20 protein-coding genes are annotated in these 21861 nt (G+C 54.4%); 16 read left to right on the forward strand and 4 right to left on the reverse strand.

Annotated elements, in window-relative coordinates:
* The first annotated feature begins 21 nt into the window (after nt 1–21).
* From rimK to ndk, 3 genes are all read left to right on the forward strand, one after another.
* The gene (gene rimK, locus JYB84_RS06650; protein ID WP_207322638.1) at nt 22–918 is read left to right on the forward strand and encodes a 30S ribosomal protein S6--L-glutamate ligase; all 897 of its coding nucleotides are present in this window, start codon (nt 22–24) and stop codon (nt 916–918) included.
* Nucleotides 919–1026: 108 nt separating this feature from the next.
* The gene (locus JYB84_RS06655; protein ID WP_207322639.1) at nt 1027–1185 is read left to right on the forward strand and encodes a hypothetical protein; all 159 of its coding nucleotides are present in this window, start codon (nt 1027–1029) and stop codon (nt 1183–1185) included.
* 128 nt (nt 1186–1313) lie between these two features.
* Entirely contained in the window at nt 1314–1745 is a 432-nt protein-coding gene (gene ndk / locus JYB84_RS06660; RefSeq protein WP_207322640.1) for a nucleoside-diphosphate kinase, read from the forward strand.
* 87 nt (nt 1746–1832) lie between these two features.
* Here ndk and JYB84_RS06665 read toward each other — a convergent pair whose 3' ends face one another.
* Nucleotides 1833–2186, reverse strand: coding sequence for a TraR/DksA family transcriptional regulator (locus tag JYB84_RS06665; RefSeq protein WP_207322641.1), 354 nt, complete (start codon nt 2184–2186; stop codon nt 1833–1835).
* Between the two features lie 98 nt (nt 2187–2284).
* Nucleotides 2285–3238 carry a tRNA-dihydrouridine synthase gene (locus JYB84_RS06670; RefSeq protein ID WP_207322642.1) on the reverse strand — a complete coding sequence of 318 codons (954 nt, stop codon included), beginning with the start codon at nt 3236–3238 and terminating at the stop codon, nt 2285–2287.
* A 276-nt stretch (nt 3239–3514) separates the two neighbouring features.
* Here JYB84_RS06670 and JYB84_RS06675 point away from each other — a divergent pair, with 276 nt between their 5' ends.
* The 12 genes from JYB84_RS06675 to JYB84_RS06730 all read left to right on the forward strand — a co-directional run bounded on the left by JYB84_RS06675 (nt 3515) and on the right by JYB84_RS06730 (nt 16159).
* On the forward strand, nt 3515–4048 hold the full coding sequence (locus JYB84_RS06675; RefSeq protein WP_207322643.1) for an HvfA family oxazolone/thioamide-modified RiPP metallophore: 534 nt from the start codon (nt 3515–3517) through the stop codon (nt 4046–4048).
* Between the two features lie 86 nt (nt 4049–4134).
* Complete coding sequence (locus JYB84_RS06680) at nt 4135–4968, forward strand: HvfB family MNIO-type RiPP peptide maturase (RefSeq protein WP_207322644.1); 834 nt, start codon at nt 4135–4137, stop codon at nt 4966–4968.
* Nucleotides 4965–5708 carry an HvfC family RiPP maturation protein gene (locus tag JYB84_RS06685; RefSeq protein WP_207322645.1) on the forward strand — a complete coding sequence of 248 codons (744 nt, stop codon included), beginning with the start codon at nt 4965–4967 and terminating at the stop codon, nt 5706–5708. The genes JYB84_RS06680 and JYB84_RS06685 overlap by 4 nt, the downstream gene beginning before the upstream one ends.
* A gap of 265 nt (nt 5709–5973) precedes the next feature.
* The gene (locus JYB84_RS06690) at nt 5974–6360 is read left to right on the forward strand and encodes a YbaN family protein (protein ID WP_207322646.1); all 387 of its coding nucleotides are present in this window, start codon (nt 5974–5976) and stop codon (nt 6358–6360) included.
* 177 nt (nt 6361–6537) lie between these two features.
* Nucleotides 6538–7083, forward strand: coding sequence for an adenine phosphoribosyltransferase (gene apt, locus JYB84_RS06695; protein WP_207322647.1), 546 nt, complete (start codon nt 6538–6540; stop codon nt 7081–7083).
* A gap of 126 nt (nt 7084–7209) precedes the next feature.
* On the forward strand, nt 7210–9756 hold the full coding sequence (dnaX, locus tag JYB84_RS06700) for a DNA polymerase III subunit gamma/tau (protein WP_207322648.1): 2547 nt from the start codon (nt 7210–7212) through the stop codon (nt 9754–9756).
* Between the two features lie 96 nt (nt 9757–9852).
* Entirely contained in the window at nt 9853–10182 is a 330-nt protein-coding gene (locus tag JYB84_RS06705) for a YbaB/EbfC family nucleoid-associated protein (protein WP_207322649.1), read from the forward strand.
* 13 nt (nt 10183–10195) lie between these two features.
* Nucleotides 10196–10795 carry a recombination mediator RecR gene (gene recR, locus JYB84_RS06710; RefSeq protein WP_207322650.1) on the forward strand — a complete coding sequence of 200 codons (600 nt, stop codon included), beginning with the start codon at nt 10196–10198 and terminating at the stop codon, nt 10793–10795.
* A 181-nt stretch (nt 10796–10976) separates the two neighbouring features.
* Complete coding sequence (gene htpG, locus JYB84_RS06715) at nt 10977–12890, forward strand: molecular chaperone HtpG (RefSeq protein ID WP_207322651.1); 1914 nt, start codon at nt 10977–10979, stop codon at nt 12888–12890.
* Between the two features lie 52 nt (nt 12891–12942).
* Nucleotides 12943–13803 carry a tetratricopeptide repeat protein gene (locus JYB84_RS06720; protein WP_207322652.1) on the forward strand — a complete coding sequence of 287 codons (861 nt, stop codon included), beginning with the start codon at nt 12943–12945 and terminating at the stop codon, nt 13801–13803.
* 129 nt (nt 13804–13932) lie between these two features.
* Complete coding sequence (gene adk, locus JYB84_RS06725; RefSeq protein ID WP_207322653.1) at nt 13933–14577, forward strand: adenylate kinase; 645 nt, start codon at nt 13933–13935, stop codon at nt 14575–14577.
* Nucleotides 14578–14854: 277 nt separating this feature from the next.
* Nucleotides 14855–16159, forward strand: a complete 1305-nt coding sequence (locus tag JYB84_RS06730) for an inosine/guanosine kinase (RefSeq protein WP_207322654.1) — start codon at nt 14855–14857, stop codon at nt 16157–16159.
* A 56-nt stretch (nt 16160–16215) separates the two neighbouring features.
* Here the strand turns inward: JYB84_RS06730 and JYB84_RS06735 are convergent, their stop codons facing one another.
* Nucleotides 16216–17529, reverse strand: a complete 1314-nt coding sequence (locus JYB84_RS06735; protein ID WP_207322655.1) for a dicarboxylate/amino acid:cation symporter — start codon at nt 17527–17529, stop codon at nt 16216–16218.
* Nucleotides 17530–17749: 220 nt separating this feature from the next.
* On the opposite strand from JYB84_RS06735, the gene JYB84_RS06740 reads away from it, so the two are divergent.
* Entirely contained in the window at nt 17750–20275 is a 2526-nt protein-coding gene (locus tag JYB84_RS06740; RefSeq protein WP_207322656.1) for an Ig-like domain-containing protein, read from the forward strand.
* Nucleotides 20276–20371: 96 nt separating this feature from the next.
* Here JYB84_RS06740 and astB read toward each other — a convergent pair whose 3' ends face one another.
* A complete protein-coding gene (gene astB / locus JYB84_RS06745; protein WP_207322657.1) occupies nt 20372–21706 on the reverse strand; it encodes an N-succinylarginine dihydrolase in 1335 nt (444 codons plus the stop codon).
* Between the last annotated feature and the right edge of the window lie 155 nt (nt 21707–21861).

The raw sequence follows: 21861 nt of genomic DNA on the forward strand, positions 1-21861 counted from the left end.
TCCTGATTGCCGGAGTTTTGAATGAAGATTGCGATTCTGTCGCAGGGCCCCACACTGTATTCCACCCGCCGTTTGGTGGAAGCCGCAGAGCAGCGGGGCCACGAGGTCAGGGTGATTAACCCGCTCGAATGTTATATGAACATCAATATGCGTCAGTCCAGCATCCATATCGGCGGTGAGGAATTACCCCAGTTTGATGCGGTGATCCCGCGTATCGGTGCGGCCATTACCTTCTATGGCTCCGCCGTATTGCGCCAGTTTGAAATGATGGGGGTGTATGCGGTCAACGAGTCGGTGGCCATTTCCCGCTCCCGTGACAAGTTGCGCTCCATGCAGCTGATGTCCCGCCGCGGCATAGGCTTGCCGATCACAGGTTTTGCCAACAAACCCAGCGATATTCCCGATCTTATCGATATGGTGGGGGGCGCGCCTTTGGTGATCAAACTGCTGGAGGGGACACAGGGTATAGGCGTGGTACTGGCGGAAACCCGCAAGGCGGCTGAAAGCGTCATCGAGGCCTTTATGGGTCTTAAAGCCAACATCATGGTGCAGGAGTACATTGGCGAAGCCAATGGTGCCGATATCCGCTGCTTTGTGCTGGGTGACAAGGTGGTGGCGGCCATGAAGCGCCAGGCGGCGCCGGGGGAGTTTCGCTCCAACCTTCACCGCGGCGGCACCGCCAGCCTGATAAGGCTGACACCGGAAGAACGCTCCATTGCGGTGCGGGCAGCCAAGACCATGGGGCTGAATGTGGCCGGGGTGGATTTGCTGCGTTCCAACCATGGCCCTGTGGTGATGGAGGTCAATTCGTCACCGGGCCTGGAAGGCATTGAAGGTGCCACAGGTAAGGATGTGGCCGGGGCCATTATCGCCTTTATTGAAAAGCAGGCCAGCAAAGGCAAGCCGGCTCAGGGCTGACAATCACCAGTCCTTTGATCGCTGTCAAATCAAAGTGTCGGTATTGGGGCTAGGCTTAGACTGCACACTTGGGCGTGCAGCCCGGCTTCGAACAAAAAGGATGTTGCCATGAAATACCTCTTGATACTTTGCTTGTTGCCTTCCCTGGCGCTGGCCCATGAAGGCCACGGTGGGGTAGGTCTGTTTCACCATCTGCTCGAACTATGGCCTGTGGTGCTTTTGCCGGCCCTGATGACCGCTTGGTGGCTGAAACGTCGCGATCGCTGAGCTTTATGACAGGACAGTGAACTCTTGGGGAGTTCGCTGTCTTTGTGCTCATAAAAGATAGGCTTTACCTTTTAAATCTCGTATAATCCGCGCGAATTTTTCCAACTTGCTCACAAAGGAAGCTAGTTATGGCGATCGAACGCACTTTTTCTATCATCAAGCCTGATGCTGTTGCCAAAAACCACATCGGTGCAATCTACAATCGTTTTGAATCTGCCGGTCTGAAGATCGTTGCAGCCAAAATGGTTCATCTGACCAAAGAGCAGGCTGAAGGTTTCTACGCTGAGCACAGCGAGCGTCCTTTCTTCGGTGCTCTGGTTTCTTTCATGACTTCTGGTCCTATCATGGTTCAGGTTCTGGAAGGTGAAAACGCCGTTCTGGCCAACCGTGAAATCATGGGTGCTACCAACCCAGCTCAAGCTGCCCGCGGTACTCTGCGCGCTGACTACGCTGACAGCATCGATGAGAACGCAGTACACGGTTCTGACGCCCTGGCTTCTGCCGAGCGCGAAATCGCTTACTTCTTCGCTGCCGACGAGCTGTGCCCACGCACTCGCTAATTCGGATCTGCGAATGAAAAAGGAGCCTCACGGCTCCTTTTTTTATGCTTGTACTTGGGTATTGAGACCCGGCCTTGCGTGTCCGGATCAGTGATTGAGCCTGAGCTCGTGTCTGTGCCCCATGTGGAAGTGGTCGGCGCAGGTCGCGCAGCGCTGCTCCGAAGGATCAGCCAGTAAACGATCCGCTTCAATGGGCTCTTCACAGTCGGCACACAGGCCATAGAGTCCCAAATCCAACTGACACCAGGCGGCGTCCAGGCGCAACAGGCGCTCGAACAATGGCGTTTCGCTCAGATGGAGATCTGTCAGGGTGTTGATGATATCGCTCAGTGGAGCCGTGGTCGCTATGGCGGCCACCTGCGGTAGTGACTGGTTACCAAGCTCTTCCCTGAGTGACGCTTCTAGCTGTGACAGTGCGTGTCTGATGTTTGGCATGCTCACGGCGGCACCTGTTATACCTTGATTGATGGATCTTCAGTCTAGTCTTGCTGCACAGGCAGACCATGATGCCGATCAAATACCTAGGTGATTTTACGGTTTTATCCGGCCTGATGCAGTTTTGCCTGTGCCGATTGCAACTCTGCCACTATGGCATCGGTGGTTTTATGGATCCGCAGCTCGCGGAACAGGGCATCGGCCTCGGGATATTGGCGGTTGAGATAACTGAACCACTGTTTGATACGGGCCGGATAATAGTCGCTCTTGTGACCACTGAGTTCCTGGGCCGTGTAGTCGAGCATCAACCCCAGGGTTTGCTCCCAATTGTAGGGTGAAACACAGTCCTTAATGGTGGCTGCCAGGTTGGGCAGGGATATTGCGCCCCGGCCAATCATGATGCTGTCACAGCCCGTGACCTGCATGCAGCGCTCGGCATCTTCACGGCTCCAGATTTCTCCGTTGGCTATGACAGGGATCGGCAGGCGTTCACGCACTTCGGTGATGTATTCCCAATAAGCCGGTGGCTTATAACCGTCAACCTTGCTGCGGGCGTGGATAGCCAGCTCGGTGGCGCCGGCCTCATAGACGGCGAGGGCGTTTTCCATAAACAGTGATTTGTCTTCATAGCCCAGGCGGATCTTGGCCGTCACCGGCTGCGTGTCGGGTACGGCATCGCGCATGGCCTTGACTATGTCGTGAATAAGCTCCGGATATTGCAGCAATACGGCACCGCCCTTACTGCGGTTGACCATTTTGGCGGGGCAGCCAAAGTTGGCATCCACCCCTTTGGAACCCAAGGCCACGGCCCGGGCGGCATTTTCAGCCATCCAACCCGGTTCCTGCCCCAGGATCTGCACCCTGACCGGCGTTCCGGCCCGGGTAGTACCGCCCTGCAGCAGTTCGGGACAAAGGCGGTAATAGACTTTCTCCGGCAGTAATTGATCCACCACGCGCACGAATTCGGTCACCAGCAAATCATAGGGATTGATGGCGGACAGTATTTCCCGCATCAGATGGTCAACCACCCCTTCCATCGGGGCCAGAATTATTCGCACTGCAGTGTCCTTGGAACTCGCTGCTAAAAGGGCGGGCATTTTACCGCGAGTTTCCATACCACTGAAGCACGATTTCTACTTCGCATTAAGCTCTTGATTAATCTGCACTTGCCAACTAAGGTGATCTTGCCTAACAGAGGGTGATTGGGAAAAGTGTGATTATTATCCCATGTTGCGCAATAAAATCATCGCTGCCGGGGTCTTTGTTTGCAGACCAACAAGGTAGCCGTTTTGTTGGTGACCCATAACAGCATCTACAAAAGAAGGAAGACAATTATGAGTTCAGTAAAGAAAACCGCAGTAGCAGTAGCCCTGGGTACCGTCGTTGTGGGTGCGGCATTTGCTGCCCAAGCCAACGCCAATCCCTTTGGCTTTGAGGAAATGCAGGCGGGTTACCAACTGGTTGGTGATGAAGGCAAGGGTGGCGAAGGTAAGGCCAAAGAAGGCAAATGCGGTGAAGCCAAATGCGGCGCCGACATGAAGGCCAAAGAAGGCAAGTGTGGCGAAGGCAAGAAGGCCAAAGAAGGCAAGTGCGGCGATGACATGAAAGCCAAAGAAGGCAAGTGCGGCGGCGACATGAAGGCCAAAGAAGGCAAGTGTGGCGATGACATGAAAGCCAAAGAAGGCAAGTGCGGCGGCGACATGAAAGCCAAAGAAGGCAAATGCGGTGAAGATATGAAGCGCAGTGCCGAAGGTATGGAGCACAGCATGGAAGGTAAGGCCGGTGCCGAAGCCAACAAAGCCAAGGCCAAAGAAGGTCATTGCGGCAGCGCCAAGAGCAAGGAAGGTCACTGCGGCGGCAAGCACTGATCTCCGGACGTTAAGCTTGGCAGAGGCCAGCCGCCTGGCTGGCCTTTTTATTGGCCGTCTTGTTATCGGTAAAAAAGGAGCAACAAATGTCCGAATGTGCCCTGGCGGGCCTGGGTCTGCGGCGGGAAATGCTTAACGAATTCTGCCTTGCGGTGCCGCAGGAGATAGATTTTTTTGAAGTGGCGCCGGAAAACTGGATGCCATTGGGGGGCAAGTTAGGGCGCCAGTTTCGTCAGCTGACCGAAAAACACCGCTTCTTCTGCCATGGACTGTCGCTTTCCATTGGCGGCCCCAATGAGCTGGACGTGGATTTTGTCAAACAGGTTAAAAGCTTCCTCGATTGGCACGGCATTGAGATTTACTCGGAGCACCTGAGCTACTGCTCCGGAAAGGGGCATATGTATGATCTGATGCCCATTCCCTTTACCTCAGATGCTGTGACGCACGTTGCCAAGCGGGTGCGTCAGGTACAGGACATACTTGAGCGGCCACTTATTCTGGAAAACGTTTCCTTCTATGCTGCTCCCGGCGCCGAAATGAGTGAACTGCAATTTGTTACATCGGTATTGGACGAGGCCGATTGTGGCCTGTTACTGGATGTGAACAATATCTATGTCAACTCGGTTAACCATGGCTATGATCCAAGGGCTTTCCTGGCCGCGATGCCGACCGAACGAATTCGTTATCTGCACATAGCCGGTCACCATGTGGAGGCCGAGGATTTGATAGTCGATACCCATGGCGCTGCAATAGTGGATCCTGTCTGGCAGCTCCTGGATGATTGCTATCGCATTCATGGGGTGCATCCGACCCTGCTGGAGCGAGACTTCAATATTCCCGCCACCGAAGTGCTGCTGGCTGAGCTGCAGCAGATCCACAGCGCCCAGCAGAAGGCTTTGCAGCTTAAGGATGCGTCATGAGTTTCATATCAATACAACAGCAATTTATTGAGGCCATCAAAGCGCCGGACATGGCCGTACCAACTGACGTGCCTGAGGCCAGGATGGCGGTCTACCGGGAGCTGTTCTTCAACAACGTTGAGGGCTTTGTCAGCAGTGCTTTCCCGGTACTCAAGAGTTTGTATACTGCCGGCGATTGGCTGCAGCTGGTGAGGTTGTTTTTCCGTAAGCATGATTGCCAATCCCCTTTGTTTGTGGACATCGCCGGCGAATTTTTGGCATTCCTGCAGCAGGAATATCAGCCGACCGAGCTGGATCCGCCTTTTATGCTGGAGCTGGCCCACTATGAATGGCTGGAGCTGGTGGTCAGCATAGCCCAAACACCTGACCATGAGGGCCCGCTGACCGGGGACATTGGCAGCGCACCTTTATTACTCGCCAGTCATGCAAAAGTGGTACAGTATCATTATGAGGTGCAGCGGATCAGAGCCGATTTTCGTCCCGCGGCACCCGCAGCAGAACCCCTGTTCTTTTGCGTATATCGCGATGCCGACGACAGGGTCTGTTTCCTGCGCCTCAACCCTCTGACAGCACAGGCGTTGGCGCTGTTGGCCGAGCGGCCCGGATTGGATTTGGGCGCTCTGAACCAGGCGCTGTCCGAGCTGTATCACACCTTGGATGAAGAAACCCTGGCCGCAGGCTTGTGGCAATTGCTGCAGCAGCTGGCTGACAAGGGCATCATTCAACAAAAATTGAAATAACCCTACTTTTAGTCTGTTTTTATTTTCGGGATCAACCGCTAGAATGGCGGCCATTTTGTGAGCCCTGTCACGCTCACCCGTCATTCAAACAAGAGGAGCTGTCATGAGCCAGCCATTTAAAGATCCATTTAACGTTCTGTATTTTCTTGGTTTCCTGCTGGTCATGATGCTGCCTACACTGCCCGCCAGCCTGTCCTGGCTCAAGCACTCCGGCCTTATCTAAGCCGCAAACAGCCACTGAATTCAGTGGCTGTTTTGTTTCCCTATGTTGATCCGTAGTCTGCTGTTACTTGTCGGTTTGCTCAGCCTGGGGTTGGGGATCCTGGGGATCTTCCTGCCGCTGCTGCCGACAGTGCCTTTCCTGTTGCTGGCGGCCTTTTGCTTTGCCCGCTCAAGTAACCGTCTGCATTTATGGTTGCAACAGCATCCCCATCTGGGTGAGCCATTGCGCCACTGGCAAGAGCGTCGTGCCGTGAGACCGGTTATCAAACGGCGGATTATGTGGCTATCGACCGCCAGCTTTGTCCTCAGCATTTATCTGGTGCCACTGTTGTGGGTGAAGGTCGTGCTTCTTGGTGGCATGCTGGTGTTGCTCTGGTGCGTGCACCGGATCCCAGAGTGGAACGATGAGGGAAAAGAGGGGCACGATTGAAGAAAAAGCCGGAACTGTGAGCCGCAGCCCAGAGTCAGATACCGGCACCTTCGTCGTCGGTTGCATCCGGCTTCAAAGGGGCTTAAGCTTTAGCCGGATTTTTGTTGGGTCCACCTGTGCGTGGACTTTTTTGTTGTTTAAGGCCAGCTTGCTGGCAAATCAAATGTGAAACCCGTTATGAACACACAGAGCCTAGCGCTTATCAAGCAGAGCATTAAAACCATTCCTGATTACCCCAAGGCCGGGATCATGTTCCGTGACGTGACCAGTCTGCTCGAAGATCATCAGGCCTATAAAATGGCCATGGGACTCTTCCTTGAGCGTTATCGTGACCAGGGCTTTACCAAGGTTGTTGGTACCGAGGCCCGTGGCTTCCTGTTTGGCGCGCCGCTGGCACTGGAGCTGGGTGTGGGATTTGTGCCTGTGCGCAAGCCCGGTAAACTGCCCCGTGAAACCATAGCCGAAAGCTATGAGCTGGAATATGGTCATGACACCCTGGAAATGCACGTTGATGCCATCAAGCCCGGTGACAAGGTGCTGGTGATTGACGATCTGCTGGCGACCGGCGGTACCATTGAAGCCACGGTCAAGTTGATCCGCCGTTTGGGCGGCGAAGTGGCTCATGCCGCCTTTGTGATTTCCCTGCCGGATCTGGGCGGTGAGCAACGCCTCGCCAATCAGGGACTGGAAATCTTCAAACTGTGTGAATTTGAAGGCGATTAATTCCCCGTTCCCGTCGCTGAAATCAGGCTCCCCATCATGGCCGTGTGGCATGTGTGCCAAGGGCGTGGTATGTTTGCCCCATGATGAGGAGCTTGCTCCCGAACGCGTTTATCTGTGGGGAGTTTCATGTCTTACCAGGTGTTAGCCAGAAAATGGCGCCCTGCCAAATTCGAGCAGGTTGTGGGTCAGTCCCACGTTCTGCATGCCTTGACCAATGCCCTGGGTCAAAACCGTTTGCACCATGCTTACCTGTTTACCGGCACCCGCGGTGTCGGCAAGACCAGTCTCGCCCGCCTGTTTGCCAAGGGATTGAACTGTGAGCAGGGGATCACTGCGTCGCCCTGTGGCGTGTGTGCCAGTTGTGTGGAGATTGCCCAGGGGCGTTTTGTCGATCTGATTGAGGTGGATGCGGCGTCCCGCACCAAGGTGGACGACACCCGGGAGATATTGGATAACGTCCAGTACCGGCCCAGCCGCGGCCGTTTCAAGGTCTACTTGATAGACGAAGTGCACATGCTGTCCAAGAGCAGTTTCAATGCTCTGCTCAAAACCCTGGAAGAACCCCCCGAACACGTTAAGTTTCTGCTGGCAACCACCGATCCGCAAAAGTTGCCGGTGACTGTGTTGTCCCGCTGCCTGCAATTCAATCTCAAGAGCTTGTCCAAAGAGCAGATAAGTCAGCAGTTGGCGCTGATCCTCAAGGCCGAAGGTCTGCCGTTCGAGGCGCCCGCGCTGGAGCTGCTGGCCAAGGCGGCCCAGGGCAGCATGCGTGATGCCCTTAGCCTGACCGATCAGGCCATAGCCTTCGGTGCCGGACAGGTGCTGCGCGAGCAGGTGCAGACCATGCTCGGCAGTGTAGATACAGGTCAGGTCATCAATTTGCTGCAGACATTGGCCCAGGCCGAGATAGCACCTCTGATGCAGGCGGCGTCGTCGGCATTGGCCTTTGGTGCCGATGCCGATGAACTGCTGCGTTCCTTGCTTGAGCTGCTGCACCAGATAAGCCTGAGCCAATTTGCTCCGGCCGCCGCTGAACTGTCTGAACACAGTGAGCAGGTGCTGGCCTTTGCCAAGGCGCTGGCCCCCGAGCAGGTGCAGCTTTATTACCAGATTTTGCTTGAGGGGCGCAAAGAGCTGCCCTTTGCTCCGGATCCCAGAACTGGGCTGGAAATGACCTTGCTGCGTGCCGTCGCCTTTATCCCACAGATGCCGGCCAAGCGTTGGCAAAAGGGAGAAGGCGTGGCGCTGGATATACCGGCGGCTCCCAAGGTCGTATCGGCAGCGCCGGTTGTGGCCACCCCAACGCCCCCGGTTGCCACGCCGGCAAGCGTTGAGGCCCAAACGGACCAAGGTGCAATAACACCAGCGCCCCAAGCCGATGTTACCGATAGCCATGATTCAGCCCCTGCACCCGGACAGTCCAGTCAGGCGGATATGCCTGAGCTTGACTCCGGGCTATGGGAAGACATGGATGAAGCGAATGCAGCGCTGGTTGCGGAGCAAAACCTGCTGTTGTCACAGGCCGAAAGTCAGGGCTTTGCCGGTGAAGACATGTTTGGTTTTGTGCCTGACGAAGCGCCTCAGGAACAGCTGATGCCGATGCCGGTGACTCAGGCCCAGCAGCAAGTTCCTGACTTGGACGCGCCTCAGGCGACAGTGCCACTGGCATTGGGTGATGACATTCTCGATGCGGTACTGGCGGCCAGAGACGATCTGCTGTCACAGTTGGGCAGCGATGTTGCCGAGGAAGGTGACCCAAAAAAGTCCTGGCAGCCACTAAGCCGTCAGCGCGAGGTCGTTGAGGCAAAGAGTAACAGCGCCGAGTCTGTTATTGCGCAAGATGAGCCGCAACTTGCGGCACCAGCACCAACAATGGCACCGACACCGGCAGTAACAGCCCCTGCAGATGAAGACAGACCGCCATGGGAAGAGGCTGCGAAGCCTGTGGTGGACGCCGCTGCCGAGACCTCATTGCCAGCCGAAGCCGAAGCTGAAGTGAAAGCCGGGGCCGCAATTGAGCCGCACCTGCCGGCGCCACAGCCAGAAGTGCCATTGCCAGCAGAGCAACAGCCAGAGGCCACACAGGCTGAGACCAAGCAGACTGATGCCAAACAGACTGCGGAAAAGGCACAGGATGGCCCGGGGCTTCCCGCGATTCCCGAAACCGCCAGCGGCATCGTTAACCTCAGTGTGCCCGCTGACTTGGGGGACATTACCGGGCATCAGGACGACTTGCGTTGGTACAAGCTGATGTCGGCCCTGGATATCGGCGGCCGGGTGCGGCAATTGGCCGTTAACTCTGTGTGCCTTGACTGGTCAGAACCACTGCAATTGGTGCTGAAGCCGGACCAGAAACATCTGGCGGCGCCCATTGCCATCACCCAGCTGGTGGAATCCCTCGGACGGGCGCTGGGGCATGCCACAGAGGTGCAGGTGGACGTGGGGCAGGTAGTGGGACGGGAAACGCCGCTGGAGATCCGTCAGCGTTTCCACCAGGAATTGCTGGGACAGGCACAGGCTTCTTTGCTGGCCGATCCCAACGTCAACTGGCTGATGACCTGGGCCGGGGCAGAATTGCAACCGGACAGTCTCAATTATCCCGGTGAGTTGCTGGGGGCCCGGGGCAGGGCTTTGCCTGCCTTGCCGCCGCTGCAACAACCACAGGAGGCCTGAGCGGCTTTCGCATTGCTAATCTGATTTATTTCAGTAAGATTAGCCAATTTCATTCCTCCGGCTCGGCCGGAACATCAACAGATAGAGATTAGGCATATGTTTGGAAAAGGCGGTATGGGCAACCTGATGAAACAGGCCCAGATGATGCAAGACAGAATGGCCAAGATGCAGGAAGAAATTGCCCGCATGGAGCTGACCGGTGAATCCGGTGCAGGTCTGGTCAAAGTCACCATGACCGGCAGTCACAGTGTACGCAAGGTCGAAATTGACCCCAGCCTGATGGAAGACGACAAGGAAATGTTGGAAGATCTTATCGCTGCTGCCTGTAACGATGCGGCACGCCGTATCGAAGAAGCACAGAAAGCCAAAATGGCAGAAGTTACCGGTGGTATGCAGTTGCCTCCCGGTATGAAGATGCCTTTCTAAGGAGCTTTGGTTAATGCGCTTCAGCCCGCTGGTGGATGAACTGATCCAGAATTTGCGTTGCCTGCCCGGGGTGGGGCCCAAGTCGGCCCAGCGCATGGCGTTTTCTCTGCTGGAGAGCGATCGCAAGGCCGGTATCAAGCTGGCGGATGCGCTGGCACGGGCCATGGCCGATGTGGGCCATTGCCAGTCGTGCCGCACCTTTACCGAGGAAGCCCTGTGTCCCATCTGCGCCAGTGCCAAGCGCGGCAAGGCCGATACCATTTGCGTGGTGGAAACCCCAGCAGACGTGCTGGCCATTGAGGCCGGGGGCCACTTCCAGGGCCGTTATTTTGTGTTGCAGGGACATCTGTCACCGCTTGATGGCATAGGACCGGAAGAGTTGGGTCTGGCCTTGCTGGAGCAACACCTGGGCAGAGATGAGATAAGCGAACTGATCCTGGCCACCAACCCTACTGTGGAAGGCGATGCCACGGCCCACTATATTGCCGACATCGCCAGACGTCATGGCGTCAATGTGAGCCGTATCGCCCATGGTGTGCCGGTGGGCGGGGAGCTGGAATACGTCGACAGCACCACCTTGGCCTTGTCCTTCACCGGACGTCAGCCACTGTAGTATTTCCGCGCCAATACTCGAAACCCTGCATCATGGCAGGGTTTTTGTTTGTTTTTTGCTCGATTGCGTGCTCAATCCCGACTCACCCTTGAAATGCCCCCGGGCGCCCCCATGTTATTTCCAACGACGGCGTGAGCCGGCACACTTTATGTAACATCAGGAATTGATAAGGGAACCCAGTATGTCGCATCAAGAAACCCATGGTTTTCAAACTGAAGTCAAACAGCTATTGCAGTTGATGATCCATTCTTTGTACTCCAACAAAGAAATCTTCTTGCGTGAATTGGTCTCCAACGCCGCCGATGCTGCGGACAAGTTGCGCTACCTGGCACTGACCAATGACGCTCTTTATGAGGGGGATGGCGAGCTCAGGGTCCGCGTCAGCGCCGACAAGGACAAGGGCACAGTCACCATTGAAGATAACGGCGTCGGTATGACCCGCGACGGTGTGATTGAGCATTTGGGCACCATTGCCAAGTCGGGCACCGCCGAGTTTTTCAAGAATCTGTCCGGTGATTCAGCCCGTGACTCGCAGCTCATAGGTCAGTTCGGTGTCGGTTTCTATTCTGCCTTTATAGTGGCCAGCAAGGTGGAAGTCTTTACCCGCGCCGCCGGCCATGACGCCGATGAAGGGGTGAAGTGGGTCTCCGAGGGTGAAGGCAGCTTTACCGTGGAAACCATCACCAAGGCCGATCGCGGCACCAAGATAGTGCTGCATCTGCGTGAAGAAGAAAAAGAATTTGCCGATGACTGGCGTCTGCGCTCCATCATCACCAAGTATTCGGATCATATCTCTATCCCGGTGGAAATGTGGCAGGAAGGCAGCCCGGAGCGCGAAGGCGAAGACGGCGAAAAGGTACCTGCCACCGAGGGGCAGTGGAAGGCCATGAACAAGGCCACCGCCCTGTGGATGCGCTCCAAGTCCGAGATCAGTGACGAAGAGTATCAGGAATTCTACAAGCACATTTCCCATGATTTTGCCGACGCCCTGGACTGGAGCCACAACAAGGTGGAAGGTAATCAGGAATACACCAGCCTGCTCTACATTCCATCCAAGGCGCCATGGGATCTGTGGCACAGGGATCGCAAACACGGCCTCAAGCTGTTTGTGCAGCGGGTGTTCATCATGGATGACGCCGAGCAGTTTATGCCGTCCTACCTGCGCTTTGTGCAGGGTCTTATCGACTCCAACGATCTGCCACTGAACGTGTCCCGTGAGATTTTGCAGGACAACAAGGTGACCCGCACCCTGCGTCAGGCACTGACCAAGCGCGTATTGTCCATGCTGGAAAAACTGGCCAAGGATGATGCCGACAAGTACCAGCAGTTCTGGGCCGAGTTCGGTCAGGTGCTCAAGGAAGGTCCGGCAGAGGATTTCGCCAACCGCGAACGTATTGCCGGTCTGCTGCGCTTTGCCTCAACCCATACGGGCAATGCCGCGCCAACCGTGTCCCTGGACGACTACATAGCTCGCATGAAGGAAGGTCAGGAGCGGATTTACTATATCGTGGCCGACAGCTACGAGGCGGCTGCCAACAGCCCCCATCTGGAACTGCTGCGCAAGAAAGGCATTGAGGTGCTGCTGCTGTCCGAGCGTATTGATGAGTGGTTGATCAACCACTTAAACGAGTACAAGGAAAAGCAACTGCACTCTGTGACCCGCGGCGATTTGGATCTGGGCGCACTGGAAGACGAAGCCGAAAAGGCCGAACACGAACAGGCTGTCAAGGAGGCCGAATCCCTGGTACAGCGTTTCAAGAGCGCCCTTGGCAACAAGGTTAAGGACGTCAAGGTGACCAGTCGTCTGACCGATACCCCGGCCTGCGTGGTTGCCGGTGAAGGCGAAATGTCCAGCCAGATGATTAAACTGATGCAGGCGGCCGGTCAGCCGGTGCCCGAGGTGAAACCCACCTTCGAACTGAACCCGGCGCACCCGCTGGTGGCCCGATTGGGTGAGTTGCAGGATGAGCAGGTCTTCGGTGAATGGGCCGAATTGCTGCTGGGCCAGGCGACTTTGTCCGAGAAGGGCAGCCTTGCAGATCCCTCAGCCTTTATTAAGCTGATGAACAAGATGCTGCTCGACAGCCAACAGTAACTGTCGCACAGGGGGGGGCTCAGGCCCCCCTGTTTACATGAGAAGAATTGATATGGACACACAACAGGTATTCGAGCTGGCGCTGACCAGAGACAATATTCAGCAGGTGGTGGACACCTCGCTTAACCAGCTGGTGGTACTGTGCTTTCACGCCCGCGCGCAGCCCGACAGCCAGACCATGTGCAGTCGCCTTGGTGTGATGGCCAGGCGTGCCCAGGGGCGCTTTTTGCTGGCCACTGTGGATTGTGAAGCTGAAATGGAAATAGCCTCCTATTTTCGTATCCAGGCGCTGCCGACCGTGTTGCTGCTCAGCCAGGGGCAGCCCATAGACGGTTTTGCCGGTGAGCGTGCCGATGCCGACATAGAGTCCATGTTGGAGAAACATTTGCCGCCCCTGTGGCAATTGAAACTGGCCGAGGCCAAGGTCTTGTTGGCCAAAGGTGACGCAGCCCAGCAAGCCCATGATTTGCTGAAATCTGTGTATCAGGAAGTCAAAGATGCCACTGTGGCCTTGCCCTTTGCCGATGCCTGCCTGCTGCTGGGGGATATAGCCACTGCTCAGCAATTGCTGGATACCATTGGCCTTGCCGATCAGGACGGTTATTTCCAGAGTCTCAAGGCAAAGCTGACTTTGGCGCTTGAGGCGGCGGATACACCGGAAATCCGCCAGTTGCAGCAGGCATTTGAGCAGAACTGCGATGATTATGGCGTCAGGATTGAACTGGCTCGCGCCTTGGTGGCAGCCCACAGGGAAGAGGAAGGCCTGGCGTTGCTGTTTGAGGTGCTTGGCAAGGATCTTGGTGCCCACGGCGGACAAATCAAACAAGTGTTTATGGACATGCTGACAGCAATGGGGCAGGGGAATAGCCTTGCAAATCAATACCGTCGCAAGCTCTATAGCCTACTGTACTGAAAAATGCACAGCGGTCACGACCGTTTTATGTGGCTAAAGTCGTAGCCAAAACCCTTCTATTGCGATGCCAGATGTGCGAAGATCGCCGCCCTAAGAAGAACGTCAATGCGAAATAAGAGGACTCTTGAAATGCGCATTATCCTATTGGGCGCCCCAGGTGCCGGTAAAGGTACCCAGGCTCAATTCATCATGGAGCAATATGGCATTCCACAGATCTCCACCGGCGATATGCTGCGTGCCGCGGTAAAGGCCGGCACCCCGTTGGGTCTGGAAGCCAAGAAAGTGATGGATGCAGGTCAGCTGGTGTCCGATGAACTGATCATTGGCCTGGTGAAAGAGCGCATCGCTCAGGATGACTGTGCCAAAGGTTTCCTGCTGGACGGTTTCCCACGCACTATTCCCCAGGCCGATGCCATGGCTGCCAATGGCATCAGCATAGATCACGTGATTGAAATCGATGTGCCCGATGAGGAAATCGTCAAGCGTATGAGCGGCCGTCGCGTACATCCAGGCTCCGGCCGCGTTTACCACGTGGTATTCAATCCGCCAAAAGAAGAAGGCAAGGATGATGTGACCGGCGAAGAGCTGGTGATCCGCCCTGACGACGAAGAGTCAACCGTGCGCAAGCGTCTGGCCATTTACCATGAGCAAACCAAGCCGCTGGTGGATTACTACGGCAAGGTGGCTGCTGCCGGCAACACCAAATACAGCAAGTTTGATGGTACCCAGAGTGTGGCCGAAGTGAGCAAGTTGCTCGTCTCCGCCCTCAGCTGATAGCGCTGGATCAAACTTTGAAGAAAGCCTGTTGATACAGGCTTTTTTTATGGCCGTTGCAATGCTAGTTTGCGCACCATGCCGGTGACTCCTTCAAAATGGCCCCGCCTCTGGTCAGCCGGGGATTTTGTGATAGAATCTGCCGCCGCATCGCCGGGGTGCTGGTAGTTACTGCTGATTTGGCAGCCAGATGGACCCCGGCCTACACTCTAGCGTTACGGAGCCGGGCCAGATGGCCCTGTGCAGGATCAGGGATGTCCATCGAAGAGAGCCTTATATGAAGTTTCCCGGTCAGCGTAAATCCAAACATTACTTCCCCGTCAAGACCCGTGATCCCCTGCTGGAGCAGCTGACGCAGCAGGCTCAGCCCCGCGCCACCTATATCAGCGGTATAGATCAGACCCTGGTGGACATAGAGGCCAAGGTTCACGATGAGCTGCTTGCACGCTATGGTTTGCCCAAGGGCAATTCGACCCTGATTGATGACGCGGCTGCCCATGCCTTGTATCAGGAGCTTAAAGGCAATGAACTCATCAGTGATGAGTTTGCCGGTGGCACCATAGGCAACACTGTGCACAACTACTCGATTCTGGCCGATGACCGCTCCGTGTTGTTCGGGGTCATGAGCAAGCACATAGAGGTGGGCAGTTATGCCTATCGCTACCTGTGCCACACCTCTTCCAAGGTGGATCTGAATTATCTGCAGCCCGTCGATGGCCCCATAGGCCGCTGTTTTACCCTGATTTCCGATTGTGGTGAACGCACCTTTGCCATCAGCAAGGGAGCCATGGATAAACTGACCCCGGAATTTATCAAGCGCGAAGTGGTAGAAGGCAGCGCAGCCTTGGTATTGACCGCCTACCTGATGCGTGCCAGCGATGGTGATGGCATTACCGACGCGGCAATGCGGGCGATCAATTATGCCAAGGCCGCCGATGTGCCCGTGGTCCTGACTCTGGGCACACGCTTCCTTATCCAGGAAGACCCACAATGGTGGCAGAATTTTATCCGCGAGCATGTGACGATTCTTGCAATGAACGAGGATGAAGGGGAAGCGCTGACCGGACATGCCGATCCCTTGCTTGCCAGTGAAGCCGCACTGGAATGGTGTGATCTGGTACTGACCACAGCAGGCCCCATAGGCCTGTACATGGCGGGTTATACCGAAGAGAGCGATAAGCGTGAAACCAGTCATACCCTGTTGCCAGGAGCGATACCTGAATTCAATCGATATGAATTCTCAAGGCCCATGCGCAAGCGCGACTGCCAGGAAGCGATTAAGGTCTATGCCCATATCTCGCCATACATGGGGGGACCGGAGCAAATCCGCAATACCAATGGTGCCGGAGATGGGGCACTGGCGGCCTTGTTGCATGACCTTGCGGCCAACAGCTTCCATAAAACCAATGTGCCGGGTTCCAGTAAGCACAAGAACGAAGGGCTCTGCTACTCGTCATTTTCGCAAATTTGCAAATATGCCAATCGGGTCGCCTACGAGGTGCTGGCCCAGCACAGTCCCCGTTTGTCCCGTGGTTTGCCTGAGCGGGAAGACAGCCTGGAAGAGTCTTATTGGGAAAGGTAAGATATAGATAATAAAAAAGGCGTCCGATGGGCGCCTTTTTTATGCTTGGGTGAAAGTCAAAGTGTGCGATGCACTTCCGCATCAAAACTGCCGCTGGTCTTGCCGGCCTTGGGATCCAGATACACGGCCTCGTTTAGTGAGCCCTCAGACTTGGCAATGATGACTGTGGCGACAGCATCGCCGGTGACATTCACCGCTGTGCGTACCATGTCGAGCATACGATCGACACCGATAATCAGTGAAATGCCTTCAACCGGCAAGCCCACCTGATTGAGCACCATGGCCAGCATAATCAGTCCTACACCCGGCACACCGGCGGTTCCTATGGATGCCAGCGTGGCGGTCACCACCACAGCTGCGTAGTCGGTGATCGTCAGTTCAATACCAAATACCTGGGCGATAAATACGGTGGCAACGCCCTGCATTATGGCGGTGCCATCCATATTGATGGTGGCGCCGAGTGGCAGGGTAAAGGAGGCAACCTTATTGTCAGCCCCCAGTCTGTGTTCTGCCGCTTCCATGGTAACGGGTAAGGTGGCATTGGAACTGGCGGTGCTGAAGGCGAATAACTGCACATCGCGCATCTTGCGGATGAAGATGAGAGGATTCAATCCGGAAAATGCTTTGAGTAAGGTGGGGTAGACCAAGAAAGCGTGGATAAGCAGCACGGTCAATACCAGAGCAAAATACTTGATAACACTGCCCAGGGTATCCAGTCCCAGGGTCAGGGTCAGTTTGCCCATCAAGGCAAAGACACCGTATGGCGCGAGCTGCATGATCAGGGTGACTACCCGCATTATGACCTCATTGAGATCGTCAAACAGTGCGGCAACCCGTTTGCCCCGTTCGCCTATATGGGACACGGCAAAACCAAAAATCACGGCAAAGATGATAATTTGCAACATATTGCCTTCGCTCATGGCCTGCATCGGGTTGGTGGGCACTATGCTGATTAACACCTCAGACAGACTTGGAGCGGCCTTGACACTGTACTCCATATTCTCTGTGGCCATGGAGGCACTGCCGGGGTGTACCAATACCGCAGCTAAAATAGCCAGGGTCAAAGCGACTGCAGTTGTGAATAAATAGAAAGCGAGGGTTTTGCCACCGAGGCGGCCTAATTTGGAGGGCTCACTCAGTGAGGAGGTTCCACACACCAGGGAAATAAATACCAGCGGTACTACCAGCATTTTTAGGCTGGAAATAAATATGGTGCCTATGACATGTAAAAAACCATTGGTGATATAGTCACTAACAAAGGTACTTTCCGGGAACAGAATTCGCAGCACCAGCCCCAGTGTAATACCGGCACCCATGCCGATTAAAATCTTGCCTGTCAGACCTATTTTGCTTGTTTTATTGGCTGCCATCGTCTTTCCTGTGTAATTTTTATGCATTGATTTTTGGCGCAATAAAGCCTAACAAGAAACAGAGTGCGATGAAATGGCTGCTAAAGGAAACTTTTCCGGCATTTTCGCTAAATAAAAGAAATCAGCGATGGAAAAGTTACATGAAAATTGTGTAATGTTAGCCTATAAGTAACAAGCGGAAAGCTTGCGTATTATCATTAGAGTAACAGGGAGTCTGACAATGAAGTCAGCTTATAAGTTATGGTTTGTCTCATTTTTGTCTTTTTTACTGATAGCTTGTGGTGGGGGAGGCGGTCTCTCTTCCGACGGTGATGGCGGGACACCGCCCACTGATACAATTACAGTATCGGTTTCTATTTCCAACACTGATATTGCTGCTGCCACCCCGGCCACAGTGACCGCCAATGTTACCGGCTCGTTGTCAGGTGCGCAGGTAGGCAAGTTGGTTACCTTCAGCCTGAGCAACGACAATCTGGGGACATTCACACCCAGTACTGGCACGGCCCTGACTGATGCCAATGGAAATGCCGTCATTACCCTTAGCACTGCAGATGTAGAAGGCGCCGGTACGGTGGAAGCCAGTATCGATAGCGGTGAGAAGGGCGTGGTTGGCTTCAATATGAAAGGTGATGGTGGTACCTCAAACGGCGGTGGTGCTCAGGTCAGTCTCACCTTGACCGATGCCAATGGCAATCCAATTGATACTATTTCCACAACCAAGCCTGGTAAATTGGTAGCCACAGTGGCTGGCGTGTCAAAAACCGTGATTGTGACCTTTGATTCAACTTTGGGTGATTTGCCAATTAAGACCGCCATTACCGATTCAAACGGTCGCGCCAGTGTGGACATTTATGCAGGGAGCCAACCTGGTGCTGCGCAAGCTACAGCTTCTCTGTCAACCGGAGAAAACGGACAGAAAGTGTTTGTGATAGGTGCTACCAATGTGTTGATGGGGACAGCGGAAGGCACTTTTGAATCTGGAAAGGCCAGTGTCAGTGCTACGAGTCTATCAGCGGGCGGTACAGCCTCAATATCTGTAAAACTTCAGGACGAGCAGGGTAACGCTTACACAGAGCCTGTCGATGTGCACTTTACTTCAACTTGCAGCAGCAAAACTCCTGCTGAAGCGGAACTGAGTACCCCGGTAACTGCTCTTGGTGGTTTAGCTACCAGCACCTATTTGGCCAAAGGTTGTGTGGCTAATGACGCTATCAGTGTGACCGCCAACGTAGGCGGCAAAAACTTATCAGCAACCGGTAATATTAATGTACTGGCAGCCGATGCTGGCAGCATAGTGTTTGTCAGTGCATCTCCTGAAAATATCAGCATCAAGGGAACCGGTGGTGATGAATCTTCCACTGTGAAGTTCAAAGTTCTGGACACGAATGGAAATCCGGTAGCTAACAAGTCCGTATCCTTCTCACTTAATACTAAGCCTGGTTTACTTAGCTTAAGCCCCACGACGGCTACCACCAACAACCTAGGTATTGTTCAGACAGTAGTGACTTCTGGAACTGTTGCAACGACCGTGCGAGTGACTGCGTCCATTGATGGCACTGACCCATTGATTTCCAGTCAATCCAGCGTTTTGGTTATTTCGACTGGCAAGCCTGATCAGGACAGTTTTTCTCTGTCTGCGGAAGTATTGAATGCCGAGGGCTGGGACGAAGAAGGTACCGAGGTTAAGGTTACAGCACGTCTCGCTGACGCCTTTAACAACCCCGTTCCAGATGGAACTGCGGTGTATTTCACCACAGAGGGCGGTGCGATTGAGCCTTCATGTACAACTGATAACGGCTTTTGCAGCGTAGTTTGGCGCAGCCAAAACCCACGTCCCGAAGGCTATGTCCTCGGTGGCAGACCAAGATCCGAACTTGCTGCCGATGGCGGCAATTTCTACGGTCAAAAGTTCGGAGGTCGGGCTACTATCACCGCCACTGCGGTGGGGGAAGAATCCTTCCCTGACAGCAATGGTAATGGTCGTTTTGACGCCTCTGAGATGAACGAATTTCTAACCGGCAAAGATGTTAACGGTCTTAAATATGATCTTGATGATGCATTTGGAGACTATAACGAAGACGGTGTTTTCAACCCTCAGCAAAGTGGTGGTGATGCCGAAAGCGGAAGAAACGAAGAACTGATCGATTTCGACTCTGATGGCGTTTTCGACCTGGCAGACAAAAAATATAATGGTGTGCTCTGTTCACTGCCTCCCCATGATGGATGCGCCGATGGCATCAGTGATTCGCAGTCTCTCTTTGTGAGAAAGAGTCTGGTAATGGTGATGTCTGGCAGTACCGCCTATGCAACGCCGAAAGGGCTGGTCGGTATTCAGGGTGATTATCGTGGAATGGTGCAGGAGGTTGACGAAAGCGGGAATCCTGTTGTTGATGGCAGTGGTAATCCGGTCATGGTGGCCAGTTACGCCGACAATGATGAAGGTAGCGCTAACGATGGCACAATAGATGTTCTTGGAAAGGGAACTGCCACAGTGGTATTTTCATTATCGGATTTGCACAATCAGCAAATGCCAGCAGGAAGCGTGGTAGCCTTCAAGGTCACTCCGGGTTCAATTGCAAGTACAGCGAGTTATTCTTGGCCGAGCAGTAATTATAACGGCGCAAGGCAGTATGCAGTGACCATAAAAGGTGCTGAACAGCCTGAAAGCGGCTTATTCAGTGTTGTAGTGACGACTCCAAGTGGCAGGACTACAGAAGTGCTTACAGTACCATTTGTCGTGCATTGATATAGTAAAAAAGCCACTCGAATGAGTGGCTTTTATAGCTATGTTTCGGATACTAGATAAAAAGCCCCTCAAAGGGGCTTTTTATCATTTTATATATTACTTCTGGAACCGATACACACTGCCAAGCTTCATGATTTGCGTCAGTTCATCCAGCGCGGTGCGGGATTCCACCAGGAGTTGGGGGTCGGCGAGGTCGGCTATGGTTAAGCGATCGCGGTAGTGCTTATCCACCCATTGGTTGAGGCGGTTGAACAGCGCGTCATTCATCATCACGTTGGGATTCACCGCTGCCAGTTCGGCTTCGTTCATGGCGACCCTGAGCCTCAGGCAAGCCGGGCCACCGCCGTTTTGCATGCTTTGCTTCACATCAAAATAGTGTACTTTTTTGATTGGCGTATTGAAGGTGACCAATTCAGTGAGGTAAGCATGAACGGCCGCATTCTCCTCGCAATCGGTTGGCGCTATGATTGCCATCTCACCATTGGGCAATGTGATGATCTGGGTGTTGAACAGATAGCTCTTGACCGCATCCTGCACGCCCACCTTGGCAGTTGGGACTTCAATGAAATGCATGTCGGTGTCCATCTTGCGCTGAATTTCAGCCAGTTTTTCCTGGGTGTGCAGGAAAGCCTGCTCATGGTAAAACAGCACATTTTGGTTGCCCACGGCAATCACGTCATTGTGAAACACGCCCTGGTCAATGACATCGGGGGTTTGCTGCATAAAGACGGTATTGTCGTCTTCCAGCTGGTGTAACCTGGCTACAGCTTGTGAGGCCTCCAGGGTTTGTCTGGCAGGATACTTCTTTGGCGCCGGCATATCCGGGCGGGTCACGGCCCGGCCATAGACAAAGACCTCCACGCCTGCGCGGCTATAATCACTGCATAAACGGGTATGGTTGGCGGCACCTTCGTCACCGAAGCTGGGGTGCTCTGGCAGGTGCTCGTGGTGATGGAAATGGCGGCTGTCTGCGAAGATGGCCTTAAGAATATTGCCCGTGGTGCTGGGTTCAATGGAGCGATGCAGCTTGTCCACCAGGTTGGCTGGGGTGAAATGCAGCTTGCCATCGCGGGTGTCGGCACTGGGTGAAACCGTAGCCGCATTGGCGGTCCACATGCTGGAGGCGCTGCAACAGGCCTGCAGCAGGGCCGGCGCCTGTTGTGCGGCCTTTTGCAAGACTTCGGCATCTGTGCCGCTGAAACCAATACGGCGCAGGGTGTGCAGATCCGGGCGCTCCTGGGGCGCCAGCATGCCTTGGACCATGCCCATGTCCGCCAGGGCTTTGGCCTTCTTGAGTCCTTGCTTGGCAGCATCTTTGGGATTGGATGTCAGGGCGGCATTACTCTGGGACGCCACGTTACCAAAGGAGAGGCCTGCGTAATTGTGGGTTGGTCCAACCAAGCCATCAAAGTTAGCTTCGAAGTGCTTCATTTATTGTCCTTTACCGGGGCTGAGGTCTTGTGATTATGACCAGAATTTGGTCTTGAGTTTCGCTCAGTATACGTGAGCAATCTCGCATAACAACCCGGCGAAATCGCGACAAATGGCCCATTTATGCAGGAATTGCATAACTATTGCTTGCTTGC

It is taken from the genome of Shewanella cyperi (assembly GCF_017354985.1).
GTDB classification, from domain to species: Bacteria; Pseudomonadota; Gammaproteobacteria; order Enterobacterales; family Shewanellaceae; genus Shewanella; species Shewanella cyperi.